At 68.8% G+C, this 20,455-nt stretch carries 22 protein-coding genes; 12 read left to right on the top strand and 10 right to left on the bottom strand.

The features are described 5' to 3' along the window. Positions 1–185: 185 nt before the first annotated feature. The 5 genes from NO345_RS03955 to NO345_RS03975 all read right to left on the bottom strand — a co-directional run bounded on the left by NO345_RS03955 (position 186) and on the right by NO345_RS03975 (position 4,001). Positions 186–734 carry an NUDIX hydrolase gene (locus NO345_RS03955; protein WP_256296686.1) on the bottom strand — a complete coding sequence of 183 codons (549 nt, stop codon included), beginning with the start codon at positions 732–734 and terminating at the stop codon, positions 186–188. 45 nt (positions 735–779) lie between these two features. After that, entirely contained in the window at positions 780–1,667 is an 888-nt protein-coding gene (locus NO345_RS03960) for an alpha/beta fold hydrolase (RefSeq protein WP_256296688.1), read from the bottom strand. A 62-nt stretch (positions 1,668–1,729) separates the two neighbouring features. Next, the gene (locus NO345_RS03965; protein ID WP_256296690.1) at positions 1,730–2,197 is read right to left on the bottom strand and encodes a pyridoxamine 5'-phosphate oxidase family protein; all 468 of its coding nucleotides are present in this window, start codon (positions 2,195–2,197) and stop codon (positions 1,730–1,732) included. 89 nt (positions 2,198–2,286) lie between these two features. Next, the gene (locus NO345_RS03970; protein WP_256296691.1) at positions 2,287–3,078 is read right to left on the bottom strand and encodes an ABC transporter permease; all 792 of its coding nucleotides are present in this window, start codon (positions 3,076–3,078) and stop codon (positions 2,287–2,289) included. Then, complete coding sequence (locus NO345_RS03975) at positions 3,075–4,001, bottom strand: ABC transporter ATP-binding protein (RefSeq protein ID WP_256296693.1); 927 nt, start codon at positions 3,999–4,001, stop codon at positions 3,075–3,077. The genes NO345_RS03970 and NO345_RS03975 overlap by 4 nt, the downstream gene beginning before the upstream one ends. Before the next feature lie 173 nt (positions 4,002–4,174). Here NO345_RS03975 and NO345_RS03980 point away from each other — a divergent pair, with 173 nt between their 5' ends. From NO345_RS03980 to NO345_RS03990, 3 genes are all read left to right on the top strand, one after another. Further along, the gene (locus NO345_RS03980) at positions 4,175–4,465 is read left to right on the top strand and encodes a hypothetical protein (RefSeq protein WP_256296695.1); all 291 of its coding nucleotides are present in this window, start codon (positions 4,175–4,177) and stop codon (positions 4,463–4,465) included. A gap of 36 nt (positions 4,466–4,501) precedes the next feature. Then, positions 4,502–4,774 carry a hypothetical protein gene (locus NO345_RS03985; RefSeq protein WP_256296697.1) on the top strand — a complete coding sequence of 91 codons (273 nt, stop codon included), beginning with the start codon at positions 4,502–4,504 and terminating at the stop codon, positions 4,772–4,774. A 64-nt stretch (positions 4,775–4,838) separates the two neighbouring features. After that, on the top strand, positions 4,839–5,171 hold the full coding sequence (locus tag NO345_RS03990; protein ID WP_256296699.1) for a hypothetical protein: 333 nt from the start codon (positions 4,839–4,841) through the stop codon (positions 5,169–5,171). Positions 5,172–5,203: 32 nt separating this feature from the next. On the opposite strand, the gene NO345_RS03995 is transcribed toward NO345_RS03990, so the two are convergent. After that, positions 5,204–5,992 carry a M14 family metallopeptidase gene (locus NO345_RS03995; protein ID WP_256296700.1) on the bottom strand — a complete coding sequence of 263 codons (789 nt, stop codon included), beginning with the start codon at positions 5,990–5,992 and terminating at the stop codon, positions 5,204–5,206. A gap of 161 nt (positions 5,993–6,153) precedes the next feature. Between NO345_RS03995 and NO345_RS04000 the strand changes: the two genes are divergently transcribed. The 5 genes from NO345_RS04000 to NO345_RS04020 are packed head-to-tail and all read left to right on the top strand — an operon-like array spanning position 6,154 to position 12,219. Further along, positions 6,154–7,797: an ABC transporter substrate-binding protein gene (locus tag NO345_RS04000; protein ID WP_256296701.1), complete on the top strand. Its 1,644-nt coding sequence runs from the start codon at positions 6,154–6,156 to the stop codon at positions 7,795–7,797. 6 nt (positions 7,798–7,803) lie between these two features. Further along, entirely contained in the window at positions 7,804–8,853 is a 1,050-nt protein-coding gene (locus NO345_RS04005) for an ABC transporter permease (RefSeq protein ID WP_368407842.1), read from the top strand. Continuing rightward, a complete protein-coding gene (locus NO345_RS04010) occupies positions 8,853–9,920 on the top strand; it encodes an ABC transporter permease (RefSeq protein ID WP_256296703.1) in 1,068 nt (355 codons plus the stop codon). The genes NO345_RS04005 and NO345_RS04010 overlap by 1 nt, the downstream gene beginning before the upstream one ends. Beyond that, positions 9,917–11,116, top strand: a complete 1,200-nt coding sequence (locus NO345_RS04015) for an ABC transporter ATP-binding protein (RefSeq protein WP_256296704.1) — start codon at positions 9,917–9,919, stop codon at positions 11,114–11,116. Before NO345_RS04010 ends, NO345_RS04015 begins: the two co-directional genes overlap by 4 nt. After that, entirely contained in the window at positions 11,113–12,219 is a 1,107-nt protein-coding gene (locus NO345_RS04020) for an ABC transporter ATP-binding protein (RefSeq protein ID WP_256296706.1), read from the top strand. Before NO345_RS04015 ends, NO345_RS04020 begins: the two co-directional genes overlap by 4 nt. Before the next feature lie 11 nt (positions 12,220–12,230). Here the strand turns inward: NO345_RS04020 and NO345_RS04025 are convergent, their stop codons facing one another. Genes NO345_RS04025 through NO345_RS19760 form a run of 3 tightly spaced genes read right to left on the bottom strand, consistent with a single transcriptional unit; the run spans position 12,231 to position 14,423 of the window. Continuing rightward, entirely contained in the window at positions 12,231–12,989 is a 759-nt protein-coding gene (locus tag NO345_RS04025; protein ID WP_256296708.1) for a hypothetical protein, read from the bottom strand. A 6-nt stretch (positions 12,990–12,995) separates the two neighbouring features. Beyond that, positions 12,996–13,940, bottom strand: coding sequence for a hypothetical protein (locus tag NO345_RS04030; protein WP_256296709.1), 945 nt, complete (start codon positions 13,938–13,940; stop codon positions 12,996–12,998). An 18-nt stretch (positions 13,941–13,958) separates the two neighbouring features. Further along, a complete protein-coding gene (locus NO345_RS19760) occupies positions 13,959–14,423 on the bottom strand; it encodes a GNAT family N-acetyltransferase (RefSeq protein WP_368407843.1) in 465 nt (154 codons plus the stop codon). On the opposite strand from NO345_RS19760, the gene pyrG reads away from it, so the two are divergent. Continuing rightward, complete coding sequence (pyrG, locus tag NO345_RS04035; protein WP_256296711.1) at positions 14,387–16,069, top strand: CTP synthase; 1,683 nt, start codon at positions 14,387–14,389, stop codon at positions 16,067–16,069. The genes NO345_RS19760 and pyrG overlap by 37 nt on opposite strands. Continuing rightward, positions 16,069–16,986, top strand: coding sequence for a glutamine-hydrolyzing GMP synthase (guaA, locus tag NO345_RS04040; protein ID WP_256296713.1), 918 nt, complete (start codon positions 16,069–16,071; stop codon positions 16,984–16,986). Before pyrG ends, guaA begins: the two co-directional genes overlap by 1 nt. Positions 16,987–17,025: 39 nt before the next feature. On the opposite strand, the gene NO345_RS04045 is transcribed toward guaA, so the two are convergent. Further along, on the bottom strand, positions 17,026–17,454 hold the full coding sequence (locus NO345_RS04045) for a GNAT family N-acetyltransferase (RefSeq protein ID WP_256296715.1): 429 nt from the start codon (positions 17,452–17,454) through the stop codon (positions 17,026–17,028). A gap of 76 nt (positions 17,455–17,530) precedes the next feature. On the opposite strand from NO345_RS04045, the gene thiC reads away from it, so the two are divergent. Both thiC and NO345_RS04055 read left to right on the top strand, forming a co-directional pair. Further along, on the top strand, positions 17,531–18,946 hold the full coding sequence (gene thiC / locus NO345_RS04050) for a phosphomethylpyrimidine synthase ThiC (RefSeq protein WP_256296717.1): 1,416 nt from the start codon (positions 17,531–17,533) through the stop codon (positions 18,944–18,946). A gap of 66 nt (positions 18,947–19,012) precedes the next feature. Further along, complete coding sequence (locus tag NO345_RS04055) at positions 19,013–20,443, top strand: alpha/beta fold hydrolase (RefSeq protein WP_256296719.1); 1,431 nt, start codon at positions 19,013–19,015, stop codon at positions 20,441–20,443. Positions 20,444–20,455: the final 12 nt, after the last annotated feature.

Below are 20,455 nucleotides of genomic sequence, written 5' to 3' on the forward strand. Positions count from 1 at the left end.
ACGCGTCCCGCAGACAAAACGGCTGTGGTGGGGGTTGACATGGCTCCTCGGATGGCGGTGGGGGCGGACAGGCGACACGCGGGGCTGCACGCGACGGTGCGTCGCACACCGGCCTCGGCCGTCGCGTGGCTGGGCTCAGGTCACGCCACGTCTGGCCGCGGTTTCGTACTTGAACCCCCGGCCGCTCAGCCGAACAGTTCGTGGTAGCAGAGCGCGGTGACGGCCCGGCCGTCGCGGAGGTCGCCGTCGCGGGCGGCGGCGAGCAGGTCACCGTAGGGGCGGGTGTCGACGCGGATGCTCTCGTCGTGGTCGAGCTCCTGGTCGGCCGAGGGCTCGCAGTCGCGGGCCACGAAGTGGTGGTGGACGGAGTTGCCGATGCCGTTGGAGGGCTCGACCGTGGTGAGACGCTCGACGCCCCCTGCCTCGTAGCCGGTCTCCTCGCGGAGTTCGCGCCGGGCGGCGACCGCGAGGTCGTCGTCGCCAGGTTCGACGCTGCCGGCGGGGAGGCCGTGGTTGACGCGGCCGACCGCCTGCCGCCATTCGTCGATGACGACCACGTCGCCGTCGGGGGTGAACGGGAGGACGACCACCGCCGGCGGCTCGGCCACGTAGTCGTAGTCGGTGCGGGTGCCGTCGGGCAGCGTGACCTCGTCGTGGACGACGTCGAAGCCGGGGCACTCGTAGGCGACGTGGGAGGAGTCGACGGTCCACGCCAGTTCTGCGTCGTCTGTCATGCCCGGGGCTCGGTGGTGGAGGGGCAAAAGGGTGCGTCTCCCAGCTCAGTGCTCGTCGAAGAACTCGAGCATGGCGTCGGTCACCGCGTCTGGTTCGTCGAGGTGGAGCCAGTGGCTCGCGTCGGGGTACCGGACGACCCGGAGATCGGACACCCACTCGCCGAGGCCCTCGGTGAGCGCGGGCGAGAGTGCGTCGTCGTCCATCCCCCAGAGGAGCTGCGTCGGCACGTCGACGGCGAGCGGCGGGCCGTCGCCGCCGACGAACGGGAGCATCGAGAGGCCGAGCGTGCGGAACAGCGCCCGGTAGTAGTTGATGGCGGAGATGGGGGTGCCGGGGAGCGTGAACGCGTACTCGAACCGGTGGACGTCCTCGGGGGAGCAGGCGTCCTCGCTGTTGGTGCCCTCGGCGAACAGCTCGGGGAATATACGGCCGCTCGCGGCAGAGAACAGCCGTTCGGGGAGCCACGGCACCTGGAACCAGAGGGCGTACCACGAGCGACGGAGCTGCCCCGGGTTCCGGAGGAGCTCGCGCTGGAAGGCACCGAGGTGGGGTGCGTTCAGCACGGTGAGCGACTCGACGACCTCGGGGTGGCGCGCGCCGACGTCCCAGGCGACGACACCGCCCCAGTCGTGCCCGACGACGTGGGCGGTCTCGCCGAACTTCCGGACGAGTCCGTCGACGTCTCGCGAGAGCCGACCGAGCGTGTAGGCGTCCTTCCCGTACGGTTTCTCGGAGGTGTTGTAGCCGCGCATGTCCGGTGCGACGACGTGGTAGCCGGCGTCGGCGATGGCGGGGAGCTGCCGGTGCCAGGTGTACCAGTACTCGGGGAAGCCGTGGAGGAGGACCACCGTCTCGTCGGCAGGGTCGCCGGCTTCGACGTAGTGGAGGCGCACGTCGTTGACGATGGTCTGGTCGTGCTCGACGTCCGACATACGACACGCTTCACGGTCCGGGGTGAAAGGCGCTCGCCTGCCACGGAGTCGACCGTGCCCGGCTACTCCTCGAACCCCGGCGGCAGGCCGGTCTGCTTGATGCCGGACCAGTCCGCGACGACGAACCGGTAGAGCGCGACCTCGACCTCGGCCATCGCCCGCTCGAACAGGTCGGGCCGCCAGGCGTTCTCCAGCGCGTCGCGGGCGGTATTGCGCTCGCCGTCGGGCACCGGCTCGATGCGCCCGGTGAGCCGGACGCTCTGCCAGGTGAACGGGGTGTCAGCGCGGTAGACGAGGAACGAGGCCGCCTCGGCGCGCTCGCTCAGCTCCCGTTTCTCGCTGCCGGAACCGACGACGAAGGTGAAGTACAGCGTCTCGTCGCCGTCGTAGCCGAACGACAGCGGCAGGAGCGCGGGCGCGCCGTCGGTCGGCAGTCCGAGCACCCCCGTCCCCTGGGTGGTCAGGAACGAACGGACCGCGTCGTCGTCCATGTGCTCGACGCCGTACGCCGCGAGGTCTTCGAGGGTCATACGTGAACGTACGGCATGGATGGGTTCAAAGCTGTTCGTGACTCCAGCGCGGTGAGAATCGGCGACGGTGGGAACGGAACGTCCGCGGACTACTCGGTCAGCCCGTAGCCCCGTGCGACGAGCGTCACGTCGACGGCGAAGACGACCGCGGTCGCCACGAGCAGGATGCCGAGCGAGAGCGCGGGGTCGCGTTCGGCGTAGCCGAGGAAGCCGTAGCGCACCGCGTCGACCATGTGGACCATCGGATTCGCGAGCGAGACGGTGTACCAGAGACCGTCGAGCGCCGACAGCGGGTAGAAGACGCCGCCGAAGAACACCAGCGGACGGATGAGGAACTGGTTGAGGACGGTGAGGTAGTCGAAGTCGCGCGCCCAGAGCCCGCCGACGATGCCGAAGCAGGCGAACAGCGCGGAGACCGAGACCAGCGAGACGCCGAGGTAGACCGGGTGGGCGACGCCGACGACGTCGTAGCCCGGATGGGCGAACGTGAACACCACGCCGATGACCGAGATGATGACGCCGACGAGCACGCCCCGGAGCGCGCTGGCGGCGACGTAGGCGAAGGAGAGCTGGCGGTACGACAGCGGCGACGTGAGCACCTCGTGGATGTACTCGTTCCAGCGCCCGTGGAAGATGGAGAAGGAGGCGTTCTCGAAGCCGTTCGACACCGCGCCGAGGACGACGAGGCCGGGCAGGACGAACGCGATGTAGGGGATGCCGTCGCCGTAGCTGCCGATGCGGCTGCCGAGGATGACCCCGAACACCGCGAAGTAGAGCACGTTGTTGATGAACGGCGGGAGGAACGTGTTGCTGGGACGGCGCACGTACCGCAGTATCTCGCGCTTCAGCAGCGCGCGGGTACCGGTCGCGAGCAGTCTCATCTGCCCTCACCCGTCATGTCGACGAAGATCTCCTCCAGGCTGGTGCGCGAGATGTCCAGGTCGACGACGACGTGGCCCATCGCCTCCAGTTCGTTCAGCAGGTCCGGCGTCACCGCGCCGCCGTTGCGGGCGCGGACGACCAGCCGGTCGCCGTCCAGTTCGACCGACTCGACGCGGTCGAGCGTGTCCCCCAGGGGCGGTGTCCCCCCGGGCGCGTCCCGCAGTGTCACGGTGACGGTGTCGGTCCCGCGGTCCATCAGCTCGTCCGGCGTCGCCACCTCGACCTTCCGGCCGTCGTCGACGACGGCGACGCGGTCGCAGAGGCGTTCGGCCTCCTCGATGTAGTGCGTGGTCAACAGCACCGTCGTCCCGTTCTCGTTCAGTTCCCGGACGACCTCCCAGAGGTCGTGGCGGAGCTGGACGTCGACGCCCGCCGTCGGCTCGTCGAGGATGAGCAGCTCCGGGTCGGTGACGAGCGCGCGAGCGAGCAGCAGGCGGCGCTTCATCCCGCCGGAGAGCCAGTCGAAGCGCTCCTCGCGCTTGTCGTAGATGCCGACGCGCTTCAGCGCCTCGTGCGCCCGGTCCAGCGCCTCGTCCTCGGGGACGCCGTGGTAGCCGGCCTTGTGGACGAGCACCTCCTCGATGGGGAAGAAGCGGTCGACGTTGAACTCCTGTGGTGCGAGCCCGATGGCGTTTCTGGCCTCGCGGTACTCGTCGACGACGTCGTGGCCGAACACCTCGGCGTGACCGTCGGACTTGCGGACCAGCCCGACGAGCACGTTGATGAACGTCGTCTTGCCCGCGCCGTTGGGGCCGAGCAGCCCGAAGAACTCGCCCTCCTCAACCCGGAGCGAGAGCCCGTCGAGCGCCTGGACCTCGCCGTAGGACTTTCTGAGGTCCCTGACTTCGATGGCAGCAGTCATCGGCGCAGGGTCGGCGGCGTTCGGGTGTAAGGCTGTTGAAAGCGGGCCGTGGGACTGCAGCATCTCCGGACGCACCACCTGGAACCCACCTGGTAACTAGCCCACAGGTATCCTGAAAATAGCTTCATGGCGTGCCTTCGAGTAACACTCGCCTACCGAACGATGACCGAGCCATGATTCAGGACGAAACGAGGTCGGAGGACACGGGGAGACTGTATCGGATTGCCGGCGTCACCGGGCTCGGCTGGACCGTCTCGCTGCTGGCGTATCTGACGACGTTACTCGGGTACGGGAACGCCGTCGTCGCGCGGCTCGTCGGCAGTCCCCGGGCGCTGCTCTACCTCGGCGGGGGCCTGTTCGTGGCGACGCTGGGGCTCGACAGACTCCGCGGCGACGGGGCGGACGACGAGTCCGGCGACGGGTCGAAACTGCAGGAGGCCGTCGTCGACGAGCAGCCGGAGTGACAACACATTTGACCGACGCCCGAGAACCGTCGCCCGATGAGTACGTCGACCGCGCGTCGCTGGCTGCCGGAACTCGGGATGTCGCTCGCCCTCGTCGGTGGCGTCGTCGCCTTCTACGCCCTCTTCGCGCCGGGGATGGGCTGTCGCGACCACGCGCTCTCGACGTGGGGCGTCTCGGTCGCGCTCGACGGCACGATGCTGCAGGTCGCCGACTGCGGTAGCTACGCGGTCACCGTCGACCTCCGGCTCGCGGCCGGCGGCCTCGGCTGCCTGCTCGTGGGCTGGGCGATCGCCAGATACAGCACCTGAACGTGTCGACCAGTCGACGTGCCGTAACGCAACGATTAGGAGCCGCGGCCACGGAATTTTCCCCATGACAGGTGACATCGACGACGCGGTGGACGAGCTCGCGGACGTGCAGGCTGGGTCGGATCTCGACTCCGTCCCCATCGTCGACGTGACGGAGACGGACGCGACGGTGGCGGTGACGCTCGGGCTGCCGTCCGGCAACGAGTTCGTCGACGAGTTCACGAAGCCACCGGTGTGGGGCGCGAACTGTGAACTGCAGTCGTTCCTCGACGCGATGGGCGTGGGGCCGAACGAGCTGGACGAGCTGGTCGGGATGACCGTCGCGGCCGAGCGCGAGGTCGGGACCAGCGGCCTGGAGTTCAGCATCGACCGCGAGGCGGTCTTCGGCGGGACGTAGCCGCCTGAGCGTCTGGTACGGACCGAACGGAGCTACTCGTCGTCGGGGACCGTCGAGAGCGGGCCCAGAAGCTGGGCGGCGAAGCCGACGCTCTCGTCGTAGCCGTCGGTCGACATCAGCACCGGGTAGAACGGCTCGTCGCGGGTCCGTGTCTCCTCACCCCGGCGGGCGAACGGCTCGCCCGCGGGAACCACGACGAAGTTCTCGCCGAGGAACTCGTAGCCCGCGCCGTCGACCCGCTCGGTCACCTCGAAGACGGTCGGGTCGCTGATAGCGGCCTCGCCCACGACGACGTCGTAGGCCGCGAGCACGTTCCTGACGACCCGTTCGGCGTTGTCGACTGCGGCCTCGCTGCCCTTGAAGCCGCACTCGATGGCCACGCCGTCGACGTACTGGGTCAGGCCGCCCGGCTCGGTGCGGATGTCGACGGCGCGGTCGAGGCCGGTGGATTCGAGGAGTTCGCGCGACCGCGGCGTGAGTCGCTGGTAGAGCGCGAACGGCTCGTCCGTCGAGACCGTCGAGTGGAGGTCGAGCACTACCAGGTCGTCGACGGTCTCGAGGAGCTCGCTGGCGAGTCGGGCCTCGTGCGACGCCGCCTCGGGATCGCCGGGATAGGCGCGGTTGAGGTCCTCGTCGACGAACCGCTGCTCGAGCTCGGCGGCGCGCTCGTTCCCCACGACGAACGTGACCGCGCCGGTGAGTTCGAGGTCCTCGTCGGCCAGGAGGCGCTCCATGGCACGCTCGCCGCAGGGTTCGTCGCCGTGCTGTCCGACGACGACGACGAGTGCCGGCTCGCCGTCCCCGAGTGTGTGTACCCGCATCGATGAGAAACTCGGCGTACGTCGGTACTTAACTGCTTCTGTCGGGGAAGCCATCGCCGGCGGTGACTGGGCACCGGTCGGATAGCGTACGGGTGCTTTCACGTTTCGAGATAACCGTTCGCAAGGGTGGATTTATAAGGTGGTATTTGGTAGTAGGATGCATGCCAGAGAATGGTACTGACCGACGTGGCTTTCTGAAGTACGCAGGCGGAGCAGCGGTCACAGCATCCCTCGCAGGCTGTCTCGGCGGCGGAGACGGCGGTGACGGGACCGACACTCCGGCAGACACCGAGGCGGAGGAGACGGAAGATGGTGGGGGTGGCGAAGAGACCGACACCGGTGACGGTGGGGAGGAGCTACCGGACTTCCCGGTCACCATCACGCAGGGCAACATGCCCTCCGGGCTCGACCCCCACGACCACCGCGAGACGCCGACCGACGTGGTGATGCTCCACGCCTACGAGGGGCTCATCACCCGCGACGCGGCCGGTGCGGCACAGCCCGCGCTCGCGACCGACTGGTCGCGCGTCGACGGCGAGGACGCGGCGGAGTTCCAGACGCGGAGCGACGTGACGTTCCACAACGGCGATACGTTCGTCGCGGGCGACGCCGCCTACAGCATCAACCGCATCGTCGACCCCGACACCGGGTTCGCGAGCCCACAGAGCGACCAGCTCGCCGGCGTCTCCGGCGCGAGCGCGCCCGACGATTCGACGGTGCGGGTGACGCTCGACGGGCTCAACCCCATCGTGTTCTCCGAGTTCGCGACCTACTGCGACATCATGCAGCAGTCGTGGGTCGAGGAGCGCTCGAAGTCCGAGATCGGCCAGCAGATGAACGGCACCGGCGCGTTCCAGCTCGACAGCTACACGCAGGACGAGCAGGTCGTCATGACCCGGTACGAGGAGTACTGGGACGACCCGGCCGAGGTGTCCGAGCTCACGTTCACCGCGGCGAGCGAGTCGAGCACCCGCGTCAACCAGCTGCTCCAGGGCGAGACCGACATCATCGTCAACGTCCCGCCGCAGGAGGTCAACCGCGTCAACAACAGCGACGCCGGAAGCGTGTCCGCCGCGCCGAGTACGCGCATCCTCTACAACGGGATGCGCTACGACGTCGAGCCGTTCTCCTCGCAGGAGTTCCGGCAGGCACTGAACTACGCCATCGACCTGGAGAGCATCGTCTCGAACGTGCTCGGCGGGTTCGGTGCCCAGACCGGCCAGCCCACGCTGCCCGAGTTCGTCGGCCACAACCCGGACGTGGACCCGTACCCGTACGACCCCGACGAGGCCGAGCGGCTCATCGACGAGTCCGGCCACGCGGGCGTCGAGATCGAGCTCAACACGCCCGTCGGGCGCTACCTGAAGGACCTCGAGATCGCCCAGGCGGTCGCGGGCTACATCGACGAGCTGCCGAACGTCTCCGCGTCGGTCAACCAGCGGGACTTCGGCTCGCTCACCGACGAGCTGCTGACCGGCAACATCGAGGACAAGCCCCCGTGGTTCCTCATCGGCTGGGGTGAGGCCACCTTCGAGGGCGCGCTGGTCATGACCGCGCTGCTCTCGACCGACGGCGCGCTGTCGACCTGGAGCAACGAGGAGTTCGACTCGCTGCTCGAGACCGCCGGCAACAGCACCGGCGACGAGCGTGTCTCGGCGCTCCAGGAGGCGAACGCACTCGCCAACGAGCAGGCACCGTGGATCTTCCTCAACCAGCAGTTCAGCGTCTACGGCGTCAGCAACCGCGTCTCGTGGGAGCCCCGCTCGGACGAGCGCATCGACGCGTACGCGATGAGCCAGGCGTAAGCTCTCATGTCCCTCGCTCGGTTTTTGATAAAGCGACTACTGCAGGGCGTGTTCGTCGTCTGGGGAGTCGTGACCATCGTGTTCGGGCTGCGCGTCATCGCGCCCGGCGACCCGGCGAACGTCCTGTTGCCACCCGACGTCGCCCCGGAGGTGAGAGAGCAGGTCATCGCGGACCTCGGGCTGGACGAGCCGCTGTACGTCCAGTACTGGGATTTCATCACCGGTATCGCCGCCGGTGTGCCCGAGGGGCTGTTCAACATCCTGACCGGGGAGCCGGCCGGTCCCATGGGGCTCGGCACGTCGCTGACGACGGGTACGTCCGTCGCGTCCCGAGTGGGCCGCAGCCTCCCGGCGACGCTCGAACTGGCCATCGCGGCGACCATCGTCGCCGTCGTCATCGCCATCCCGCTCGGCGTCATCAGCGCGACGCGACGCCATCAGCCGGCGGACTACGGCGCGACGCTGTTCTCGCTGGCGGGCATCAGCACGCCGAACTTCTGGCTCGGCGTGATGCTCATCATCGTCCTGTCGGTGCAGCTGAACCTGTTCCCGACGAGCCAGCGCGCCATCGGCATCCCCGGCGTCTTCGACCTGCTCGTCTCCGGGCAGATCGTGGCTGCCGCCGAGGGCCTCCGCACGTGGCTGTGGTACATCACGCTCCCGGCGATCACGCTCGGGACGTACTTCACGGCGCTCATCACGCGACTGACCCGGAGCGGGATGCTCGACGAGCTCGGCAAGACGTACGTCCGAGCCTCGCGGGCGAAGGGGCTGCCGGAAACGCTCGTGCGCTACAAGCACGTGCTCCGGAACACGCTCATCCCCATCATCACGGTCGTCGGCCTGCAGCTCGGGACGCTCATCGGTGGCGCGGTCATCACCGAGTTCGTCTTCGACTGGCCGGGACTGGGACAGGTGCTCATCAACAGCATCAACTCCCGTGACTGGCCGATGGTGCAGGGCTCGCTCATCGTCATCGCCGTCGGCTTCGTCGTCGTGAACATCGTCGTCGACACGCTGTACACGCTCGTGAACCCGCGGGTGGGATTCGACTGATGATCGCTCCACGTACCATTCGAAGTCTGAAGCGCGGACTGAATAAGGACGCCCTCGCCAAGGTCGGCATCGCAATCGTGGTCGTCGTGCTGCTGGTGGCGATATTCGCACCGTTCATCGCACCCGACCGGCCGGGGACCCAGAACCTGAACGAGTCCCGAACCCCGCCGGTGGGCTTCACCAAGGCGACGACCGAGGAGGTGCCCGTCCAGGAGAACGGCAGCGTCGTCTTCGAGGACGGCCAGATCGTCACCGAGAACCGTACCGTCTACGAGAACGCGACGTGGGACCACCCGCTCGGGACCGACGGGAACGGTCGCGACATCCTCTCCCGGCTGATATACGGGGCGCGGGTGTCGCTGCTCGTCGGCTTCCTCGGTACCGGGTTGGCGATGCTCGTCGGCGTCAGCGTCGGGCTCGTCGCCGGCTACTACCGGGGGAAGGTCGACGACGTGCTAATGCGAAGCGCCGACGTGATGCTCGCGTTCCCGTCCATCGTGCTCGCCATCGCGCTCATCGGCGTGCTGGACGACGCGCTCGAACAGCAAATCCCCGACCCGTTCGTCCAGAGCGGGCTCTCGGAGCTGTTCCGGTCAGCCGTCGGCTTGCCGACGGGGATGCCGGAGAGCACGGTACTCCCCGGGACGATCATCGTGGTCGTCGCACTCGTCAACTGGGTGTGGTTCGCCCGTGTCGCCCGCGGCGAGGCGCTGAGCCTCCGCGAACAGTCCTACGTGAAGGCGGCGCGCGCCCTCGGGGCGAGCGACGCCTCCATCATGCTCCGGCACGTGCTCCCGAACGCTATCACGCCGATACTCGTGCTCGGGACGATCCAGATCGCGGCCATCATCCTGCTGGAGAGCGCACTGTCGTTCCTCGGGTTCTCCTCGGCGAACATCTCCTGGGGCTTCGACATCGCGCTCGGCAGGCAGTACCAGTCGACGGCGTGGTGGGTCTCCACCATGCCGGGGCTGGCCATCGTCATCACCGTCATCGGGTTGAACCTCGTCGGTGACTGGCTCAGGGACGCCCTCGACCCCGGTATCGAGGGGGAGGGTGGCGTATGAGCGGCTCCACCCACAGCCGCGACGACCTGCTCCGCGTGGAGGACCTCACGACGCGGTTCTACACGGAGGAGGGGCAGGTCAACGCCGTCGAGTCGGTCTCGTTCGACGTGCGTGACAACGAGATACTCGGCATCGTCGGCGAGTCCGGCTCCGGCAAGTCCGTCACGGCGCTGTCGGCCATCGACCTCGTCGAGTCGCCCGGGCAGATCACCGGCGGCGAGGTGTGGCTCCGCGACGGAGAGCTCGCCGAGGAGTTCCGCGAGGACAGCCCGGACGCGGTCGACGGCGACTTCGTCGACCTCAGACAGCTCCCGAAGGGTGTCCGCCGGTCGCTCCGCGGGCCGAAGTTCAGCATGATCTTCCAGGACCCGATGAGCAGCTTCAACCCGTCGCTGACCGTCGGCGAGCAGATCGCCGAGGCGGTCGAGGTGCAGCGCCGCGCCTCGGCCAACCCGCGGCGCACCCGCTCGCGGACGCAGGGCTACGGGCTCGGTCGGCTGCTCGTCGACAGCGTCGTCCCCGGCCGGGAGTACACCAGCGACGAGAGCCACGACCGCGCCATCGAACTGCTGGACCAGGTCGGCATCCCCGACCCGGTCGAGCGCGCCGACGAGTACCCCCACCAGTTCTCCGGTGGGATGCTCCAGCGCGCGATGGTCGCACAGGCGCTCGCCGGCGAGCCGGACGTGCTGTTCGCCGACGAGCCGACGACCGCACTCGACGTGACCATCCAGGCGCAGATCCTCGACCTGCTGCGGGACATCCAGACCGAACGCGGGATGAGCATCGTGCTCATCACGCACGACCTCGGCGTCATCGCCCGGATGTGCGACCGCGTCGGCGTCATGTACGCCGGCGAGGTGGTCGAACGCGGCACGCTCGAGGCGGTGTTCGACGACCCGGCCCACCCCTACACGGAGGGGCTGCTCGGGTCCATCCCGGACGTCGACGACCCGGCACCGCGGCTCGAACCCATCGAGGGGAACGTGCCGAACCTCGTCGACAGCGAGATGCCGGACCGGTGTTACTTCGCCGACCGGTGTCCGAAGGCGATGGAGGCGTGTCTGGAGCATCCGGACGAACGACCGGTCGAGGGGGACCCGGGACACACGGCCCGCTGTGTGCTCGCCGACGGCGAGTACGACCCCGAGACCGCACTCGACGAGTCGTACTTCGAGGGAGGTGAGGACGCATGAGCAGTGAGCACTTCGACGAGACGACCGACGAACCCATCGTCAAGGTCGACGACCTGGAGAAGTACTACTTCGAGAACGACACGCTGTTCGACCGCGCGCTCGGCCGGGAGCCGACCGCGGTCCGTGCGGTGGACGGCGTCTCCTTCGAGGTCGAACAGGGTGAGACGCTCGGGCTCGTCGGCGAGTCCGGTTGCGGGAAGTCGACGACCAGCGAGACGCTCCTGGGCCTGCGCGAGGCGACCGGCGGCTCGGTCCGCTTCGACGGAAAGGACGTGTTCGAGATGACCGCGTCCGAACGCAAGGTGTTCCGGCAGGACGCCCAGATCGTCTTCCAGGACCCGTTCTCCAGCCTCGACCCGCGCATGACCGTCGGCGAGATCGTCACCGAGGGGCTCCGCATCCACGGGCTGGCCGGGAGCGAGGAGCGTACCGAGCGCGCGAAGGAGCTGCTCGAACGCGTGGGGCTGTCGGCGCGACACGTCGACCGCTACCCACACGAGTTCTCCGGCGGCCAGCGCCAGCGCATCGGCATCGCCCGGGCGCTCGCGCTCGACCCCGAGTTCGTCGTGCTCGACGAGCCGGTGTCGGCGCTCGACGTGAGCGTGCAGGCGCAGGTGCTCAACCTGCTGGAGGACCTGCAGGAGGAGTTCGGCCTCACCTACCTGTTCGTCGCACACGACCTGAGTGTCGTCCGGCACATCTCCGACCGCGTGGCGGTGATGTACCTCGGGAAGATCGTCGAGACCGGCCCGGTCGACCAGATCTTCGAGAACCCGCAGCACCCCTACACGCAGGCGCTGCTGGACAGCGTCCCCCGGGCGTCCGTCGAGGAGCAAGGCCGCCGCGGCGGCACGCTGGAGGGCGACGTTCCCTCGCCGCGGAACCCGCCGCCGGGCTGTCGGTTCCACACGCGCTGTCCGCACGCCAGGGACGCGTGTACGAAGGAGCTCCCGCCGGACTACGACGCCGGTGAGCGCCACGAGGCCGCCTGCTTCCGTGTCGACGAGAGCCACGAGTACTGGGAGAGCGAACCGCTCCCGCACGCGAGCGAGACCGGCGAGGGGCAGTCGGTCGGTGGCGGTATCGCCGACTCCAGCGACTGAACGACCCTCGGTCACCGCCGTCCCGCCTTCTCCACCTCGAGCGCGTCAGCGACGGTCTCGAACGCGTCCGCGACGTCCGCGTACCGGTTCGGCGAGTCGAACTCGAACCGCTCGGGCCGGTTCGGGCCCAGGAGTTCACCGGCGGTCGCGAGCAGCCCGTCACCGGTGGCCCACGTCAGCCGGACGGTGCGGGCCGCGTCGTCGAACGCGACCCGGTCGAGCGCGCCGAGGCCGAAGCAGGTCGCGCCGTCGACACAGAGCGACGGGGGTGCCAGCTCGTACCGGGTGCCGTCCGCGTACCAGTCCGCGAGCACCGCCGTCGGGAGCAGGCCCGCGGGCTCGTCGGCGACGGCGCGCGAGACGGCGTCGACGACACCTTCGGCCGCCGTGGCGTCCACCTCGAACGTCGTGTGGTCCGGGACGTAGTGGAGGAGCCGTCGGCCGTCGCGGGACGCGTCCAGCCGTTCGAGCGTGACGAACCGGTGGACGTCGGTCAGGTCGAGGAGGGCGGCGAGGGGTTCGCGGACGCGGTCGACGGAGGCACGGAGGACGCCATCGTCGACCTGTTCGGCCGCGGCCCGGAGCTGTTCGGCGAGTTCGGGGTGGTCCGACGCGAGCGCCCCGGGGTCGAGATGCAGCGTGACGGCGTCGGCGTGGTCCAGCACCGCCCCGACCGCGGCCGCCGTCGCACTCGCCTCGGCGGTTGCGTCGCCACTCGTCGTGAGGACGAGGGTGTGCGTCGGGTCGAACGGACGGTCCTGGGTGGTCATCTCGTTTCAGACGAGTGGGACGCCGGTCGGCGGTGCGAGGGTGCTCGCAGCCAGGTAGTATGCCAGTGCGGTGACGACGATGGCGGGCACGGCGATGCCGGCCGCGTCGGCCGCCTGGTTGATGGCCTCCTCGAACGCGTCACGGAGGTCGGCGAGGCTCGGAAGCCCGCCGTTGGGGCCACAGACCCGCGTACACCAGTTGGAGGCGTGTTCCTCGCCGACCCAGATACAGTTACCGTTCTTGCCGATCCAGATGTTGATTCCGCCACGGTAGTTCCCCTCCGGGAAGATGGCGAAGTGACCGTGGGGCATCGGCGGCGGGTTCGACCCGGCACACTCCGGCGAGTGACCGCTGTCGTTGCCGGTCACCCGTACGCACCAGTCGTTGACGAAGGGTACGTCCGTACAGCAGACGTTGCCACCGCTCTTGCAGTCGATGGGGTACGGGATGTCGACGGCCGTGCTCGGGCCGCTGGTCGCACGGACCGGGAGCGGCTGTTCGCTGACGGTCGTCGTTGCCCGGGTCGTCGTGACGACACCGCCCCGCCGGGTCTCGAACGCGAGCGACCGCTCGATGGTCGAGCCATCACGGGAGTACCGGAGGGTCCTGGCGTCCGTCCAGTGGATCCCGTGCACGCCGACGGTCGCTCGACTGAGCTGCTCGAGGTCCCGTCGAGTGTGCACGACGTCGGTCCGGGCGTCGACGTCGGCGACGAGGTAGACCTGATACCCGTCCCCGAGTCCGAGGGTCGTTATCGCCGCCAGGTCGCGCTCGGGGTGGAACGCGATCTCGACGGCGAGTTCCCTGAGCGACAGCCGCGGGTCGACGTTGCGACGGTCGCGCTCGTCACGTGTCTTGGCGGCGACGAGCGGGGAGCCGGCGATCGCTCCCGTCGCGGCGAGTCCTCGGAGCACGGTGCGTCTGTCGGTCGGAGTCGAATCTCCGGACATGGCAATTGCCTATGGGAATCACCATATATAATTTCTTTCGAATTCTCTCGGACGCAACCGCCTTCGGGTACCCCTCTGCCTCCCCGGGCTGGCAGTTAGTGCATCCGGTCGTCGGAACGACCCCGCCCACCGGAGCGGACGTCGGGATGGTCGCGGTCGCGTTCGAGCGCCGGGGAGGTCACAGTCGCCCCAGTGGTCGGGGTGGACGTAGATACGGTACAGGTGGGCCACGTTCTCGGCCTCGTTGTCCGGAACGCCCTCGACGTAGCCGACGACCGCGCCGTCGGCCGTGGCCCCGTGCAGGGAGAGCGAATCCGTCATGGGTCGTCGATCAGATGCGGGATGGGAACGGTTTGGTGCGGGGTGACACACCGTCCCACCGACACCCGTTCGCAAGCGTGGCCGCCCTCCGAAATCGTTTTCATCCGGCCCCGCGCACCATCGGTATGCCGACCGATTCCGAAACGGGGTACGACCCCACACTCGGGAACAAATTCATCTTCGTTACAGGCGGCGTGATGTCCGGACTGGGCAAGGGTATCACGGCCGCGAGCACAGGCAGACTACTGAAGAACGCCGGGTTCGACGTGACGGCGGTCAAGATCGACCCGTACCTGAACGTCGACGCCGGGACCATGAACCCGTACCAGCACGGCGAGGTGTACGTCCTCAAAGACGGTGGCGAGGTCGACCTCGACCTGGGGAACTACGAGCGGTTCCTCGACGAGGACATGACGTTCGACCACAACGTGACGACGGGCAAGACGTACAAGCACGTCATCGAGAAGGAACGCGCCGGGGACTACCTCGGCAAGACCGTCCAGATCATTCCACACATCACGGACGACATCAAGCGCCGGGTGCGCGAGGCGGCCGAGGGCACGGACGTCTGCATCGTCGAGGTCGGGGGCACCGTCGGCGACATCGAGGGCATGCCGTACCTGGAGGCGCTGCGGCAGTTCGCGCACGAGGAGGACGAGGAGGACTTCCTGCTCACCCACGTCACGCTCGTCCCGTACTCGAAGAACGGCGAGCAGAAGACGAAGCCGACCCAGCACTCGGTGAAGGAGCTCCGGAGCATCGGTCTCCAGCCGGACGTACTGGTCGGGCGCTGCGGCGAGCGACTCGACCCCGAGACGAAGGAGAAGATCGCGCTGTTCTGCGACGTACCGACCGACGCCGTGTTCTCGAACCCGGACGTCGAGGATATCTACCAGGTCCCGCTGGTCGTCGAGGAGGAGGGCCTCGACGGCTACGTGATGGACCGGCTGAACCTCGACGCGAAGGCGCTGCCCGAGGAGAAACGCGACAACACCTGGCGCAAGCTCGTCACCCGCGAGCGCGAGGGCGAGGTCGACATCGCGCTGGTCGGGAAGTACGACCTCGAGGACGCCTACATGAGCGTGAACGAGGCGCTCAAGCACGCCGGCCTCGCGAAGGGCGTCGACGTGAACGTCGTCTGGGTCGACTCCGACGAGATGGTCAACGCCGACGCCGACGGCACCCACCGCGAGCGGCTCGAGTCCGCCGACGGCATCGTCGTCCCCGGCGGCTTCGGCTCCCGCGGCACCGAGGGGAAGATCCACGCCATCCAGTACGCCCGCGAGAACGACGTGCCGTTCCTCGGGCTCTGTCTCGGCTTCCAGATGGCCGTCGTCGAGGTCGCACGGAACGCCCTCGGCTACGAGGACGCCCACAGCGCCGAGATGGACCCCGACACGTCGAACCCGGTCATCGACATCCTGCCCGAGCAGTACGAGGTGTCGGACATGGGTGGGACGATGCGGCTGGGCGCACACCAGACCGACATCACCCCCGGCACGCTCGCCGAGGCGGTGTACGACGCGACGGCCTGCACGGAGCGCCACCGCCACCGCTACGAGGTCAACCCCGAGTACTTCGAGGACTTCGCGGAGACCCCGCTCGTGTTCTCCGGCCGCGCGGGCAACCGCATGGAGATCCTGGAGTACGAGGACCACCCGTACTTCCTCGGGACGCAGTTCCACCCGGAGTTCCGCTCCCGGCCCGGCCGGGCGTCGCCCCCGTTCGTCGGCCTGCTGGAGACCGTCATGGAACTGGCCGGCGTCGACGGAGCTGACAACGGCGTCGACAGGGAGGTGACCGCCTGATGGTGAACGTCGACGAGTTCATCGACGAGAAGGTCGCCGAGATATCCGAGGCGGTCGGCGACGCCAACGCCGTCATCGCGCTGTCGGGCGGCGTCGACTCCTCGACCGCGGCAGCGCTCGCCTACGAGGCCATCGGCGACCAGCTGACCCCGGTCTACGTCGACACCGGGCTGATGCGCAAGGGCGAGACCGAGGAGATCCGCGAGACGTTCGACTACATGGAGTCGCTGCGCATCGTCGACGCCCGCGAGCGCTTCCTCGACGCGCTGGCCGGCGTCACGGACCCCGAGGCGAAGCGCCACGTCATCGGCGAGGGGTTCATCCGCGAGTTCGAGACGGTCGCCAACGAGGTCGACGCCGACTACCTCGTCCAGGGCACCATCTACCCCGACCGCATCGAGAGCGAGGGCACCATCAAGTCCCACCACAACGTCGGCGGGCTCCCCGACGTCGTCGACTTCGAGGGCATCGTCGAACCCATGCGCGACCTCTACAAGGACGAGGTCCGCGAGGTCGCCCGCGCGCTCGACCTCGACGAACTGGTCTCCGAGCGCATGCCGTTCCCCGGTCCCGGGCTCGCCGTGCGCATCATCGGCGAGGTCACCGAGGAGAAACTCGACGTGGCCCGGATGGCCAACCACGTCGTCGAGGAGGAGCTGGCGGAGCACGAGCCCTGGCAGGCGCTCGCGGCCGTCCTCGGCAAGGCGACCGGCGTCAAGGGCGACAACCGCGTCCACGGCTGGGTCGTCGCCGTCCGGTCCGTCGAGTCACGCGACGGCATGACCGCCCGCGCCCAGGAGGTCGACTGGGACACCCTCCAGCGCATCCAGTCCCGTATCACGGCGGGTCACGACAACGTCTCCCGGGTGGTGTACGACGTGACCCACAAGCCGCCCGCGACCATCGAGTACGAGTAAGCTCGTCTGGTCTGCGTACTTCCGCTGTCTCTGGTTGTTTTACTCCTCCCCGATGCGGACGAACATCCCGCGCGAGTCGGGCGCGGTGGGTTCGAACCCCCAGTGCTCGTAGAACCCCTCGACGTCGGCCATGAGGTTCACGTAGGCCGATTCGGGCGCGGTCTCGCGGAGGTGGGTGACGAGCGCGTCGGTGATCTCGGTGCCGAGGCCCTGTCCCTGATGGTCCGGATGGACGACGATGTCGGTGAGCTGGAAGACGGTGCCGCCGTCGCCGACGATTCGACCCATGCCGACGACGGTCGCTTCGCCGTCCTCGCGTGCGACGACCGTGACCGCGTAGTGGCTGTTCGGCACCCCGGCCCGGGCCGCCTCGACGGTCCGGTGGGACATGCCGGCCGCATCCCGGAGCGCGACGAACCGCTCCGGTGTCGGGGATTCCTCGCGGAGCTCGTACGTCGGTGTGTCCATGTTTCTGCTCCACAGTGCCGGGCGAAAACGCTGTCGAACAGCAGGGTTATAACCTAGTAGTATTACCTAGTAGTCGATGACGCAGCTACGAGAAGCGCGGAACGGAGTCGTCACCCCGGCGATGGAGCGCGTGGCCGAGCGAGAGGGCGTCGACCCGGAGTTCGTGCGCCAGCAGGTCGCCGAGGGGCAGGCGGTGATTCCGGCGAACGTCCACCACGACTCGCTGGACCCGATGATAATCGGCCGCGAGTTCGCGACGAAGGTGAACGCGAACATCGGCAACAGCGACACCACGAGCAGCATCGAGGCGGAGCGCCGGAAGCTCCACGTCGCGGTGAGCCACGGCGCGGACACGGTGATGGACCTCTCGACCGGCGAGGACCTCGACCGCATCCGCGAGGACAACGTCGAGCGCTCGCCGGTGCCCATCGGGACCGTGCCGCTGTACGAGGCGCTGAAGCGGGCCGGCTCGCCGGCGGACATCACGCCCGACATCCTCCTCTCTGTCATCGAGAAGCAGGCGGAGCAGGGCGTGGACTACATGACCATCCACGCCGGCATCCTCGCCGAGCACCTGCCCCTGACCGACGGGCGCGTCACGGGCATCGTCTCCCGGGGCGGCTCGATCATGGCGTCGTGGATGGAGGCCAACGGCGCGCAGAACCCCCTCTTCACGCACTTCGAGGAGATCTGCGAGATATTCGCCGAGCACGACGTGACGTTCAGCCTCGGGGACAGCCTCCGCCCCGGCTCCGTCGCCGACGCCTGCGACGAGGCGCAGTACGCCGAGCTCGACACGCTGGGCGAGCTGACCCGGACCGCCTGGCGGCACGACGTGCAGGTGATGGTCGAGGGGCCGGGCCACGTGCCGATGCACAGGGTCGCCGAGAACGTCGAGCGCCAGCAGGACGTCTGCGACGGCGCACCGTTCTACGTGCTGGGGCCGCTCGTCACCGACATCGCGCCGGGCTACGACCACATCACGAGTGCCATCGGGGCCGCGATGGCCGCCGAGGCCGGGGCTGCGATGCTCTGCTACGTCACCCCGAAGGAGCACCTCGGCCTGCCCGAGGAGGAGGACGTGAAGGACGGACTCGCCGCCTACCGTATCGCCGCCCACGCCGCCGACGTGGCGAACCGGAGACCGGGGGCACGGGACTGGGACGACGCGCTCTCGTCGGCGCGCTACGAGTTCGACTGGCGCGAGCAGTTCGACCTCGCGCTCGACCCCGAGCGCGCCCGGGAGTTCCACGACCAGACACTGCCCGGTGACAACTACAAGGACGCCCGCTTCTGCTCGATGTGCGGCGCGGAGTTCTGCTCGATGCGCATCGACCAGGATGCCCGCGACGGGAGCGAGCGCGAGCGCAGCGTCGAGAGACCGGACCTCGAGGAGAGCCCGGCTGCGGAGGTGAACCGGCCGCCCGTGGGAACGCACGACGCGAGCAAGGTCGCAGACCGCATCGTCGAGCGCGCGACCTCCGACGACTAACTGTCAGATTCCTTCTCGAAGATCCCTTCGCCACAGACTTTTGTTCGCACCGGAGAAGTCGGAAGCATGAACACGCCCACCCGCCGTCGCCTGCTGGCCGCGCTCTCGGCCACGGCGGCGACCGCCCTCTCCGGCTGTTCGAGCGACGACGGTACCGCCAGCGAGACACCGACCGGAACCCCGACGGGGACGCCGACCGATACAGCGACCCCGACGGCGACCGAGGAGCCTGCCACCGACGAGGGGACGACCACGGCGGAGCCGGTCGACCCGGCCGCACTCCGGACCGAGGCCCGCGAGCTGACCGTCGCGCTCGCCGACGGCGAGTACGAGCGCGTCTCCGACGCGTTCACGGACGAGGCCGCCGAGGTGCTCACGCCCGAGCGCCTCGAGGGTGCCTGGAACCAGACGACCGGCGACCGTGGCCCGTTCCGTGCCATCGCGAACGCGACGTACAGCGAGACCACCGACGGCACCCACGTCGTCGTGGTCGAGGTCACGTTCGAGGGGGGCGTCCTGAACGTCAGGTGGACGTTCGACGCGAACGGCGAGCCGGTCGGGCTGTTCATCCGGCCGCCACAGGGCGAGTACAGCCCGCCGGAGTACGTCGACGAGTCCGCATTCGAGGAGACCGAACTGACCCTCCCGTCGCCCGCCTGCGACCTCGGCGCGGCGCTCTCGATGCCCACCGGTGACGGCCCCGTGCCGGGCGTCGTCCTCGTCCACGGCTCCGGCCCGAACGACCGCGACCTGACCGTCGGCCCGAACAAGATCTTCCGCGACCTCGCCCACGGCCTCGCCACCCGGGGCTACGCGGTCCTGCGGTACGACAAGCGAACCTACGCCTGCGACGTGAGCGCCACCGACGACGTGACCATCGACGACGTGACCGTCGACGACGCCGTCACCGCCGTCGAGCGCCTCCGCGAGGAGGAGCGCGTCTCCGCCGTCTACGTCGCCGGCCACAGCCAGGGCGGACTCGCCGCCCCGCGCATCGCCCGGCGGTCCGACGCCGACGGGATGGCCCTGCTCGCCGCGCCCGCCGGCGACCTCTGGGAGCTCCTGCCGATGCAGAACCGCCACATCTTCGGGCTCGACGGCGAGATCAGCGACGCCGAGCAGCGCCGCATCGACGAGATCACGGCCCAGGTCGAGGCCATCTCGAACGGGGAGTTCTCCGAGGACGAGGACCTCCTCGGCTTCGACGGGAGCTTCTGGGCCAGCCTCCGCGCGTACGACCAGACCGCCGTCGCCGCCGACCTCGACATCCCCGCCATCGTCCAGCAGGGCGGACGCGACTTCCAGGTCCCCCCGTCGGATATCGAGGACTGGCGGGCCGCAGTCGGCGACGACCGCGGCACCTACCACAGCTACCCCTCGCTCGACCACCTGCTGTTCGCCGGCTCCGGCACGTCCAGCCTCGCGAAGTACTACGAACCGAACAACGTCGACGTCGACGTCGTGGCGGACCTCGACGCGTGGCTGGCCGCGCGGTGAGCACGGCACGAC

The sequence above is a fragment of the Haloarchaeobius salinus genome, from assembly GCF_024464185.1.
In the GTDB taxonomy this organism is placed as follows: domain Archaea; phylum Halobacteriota; class Halobacteria; order Halobacteriales; family Natrialbaceae; genus Haloarchaeobius; species Haloarchaeobius salinus.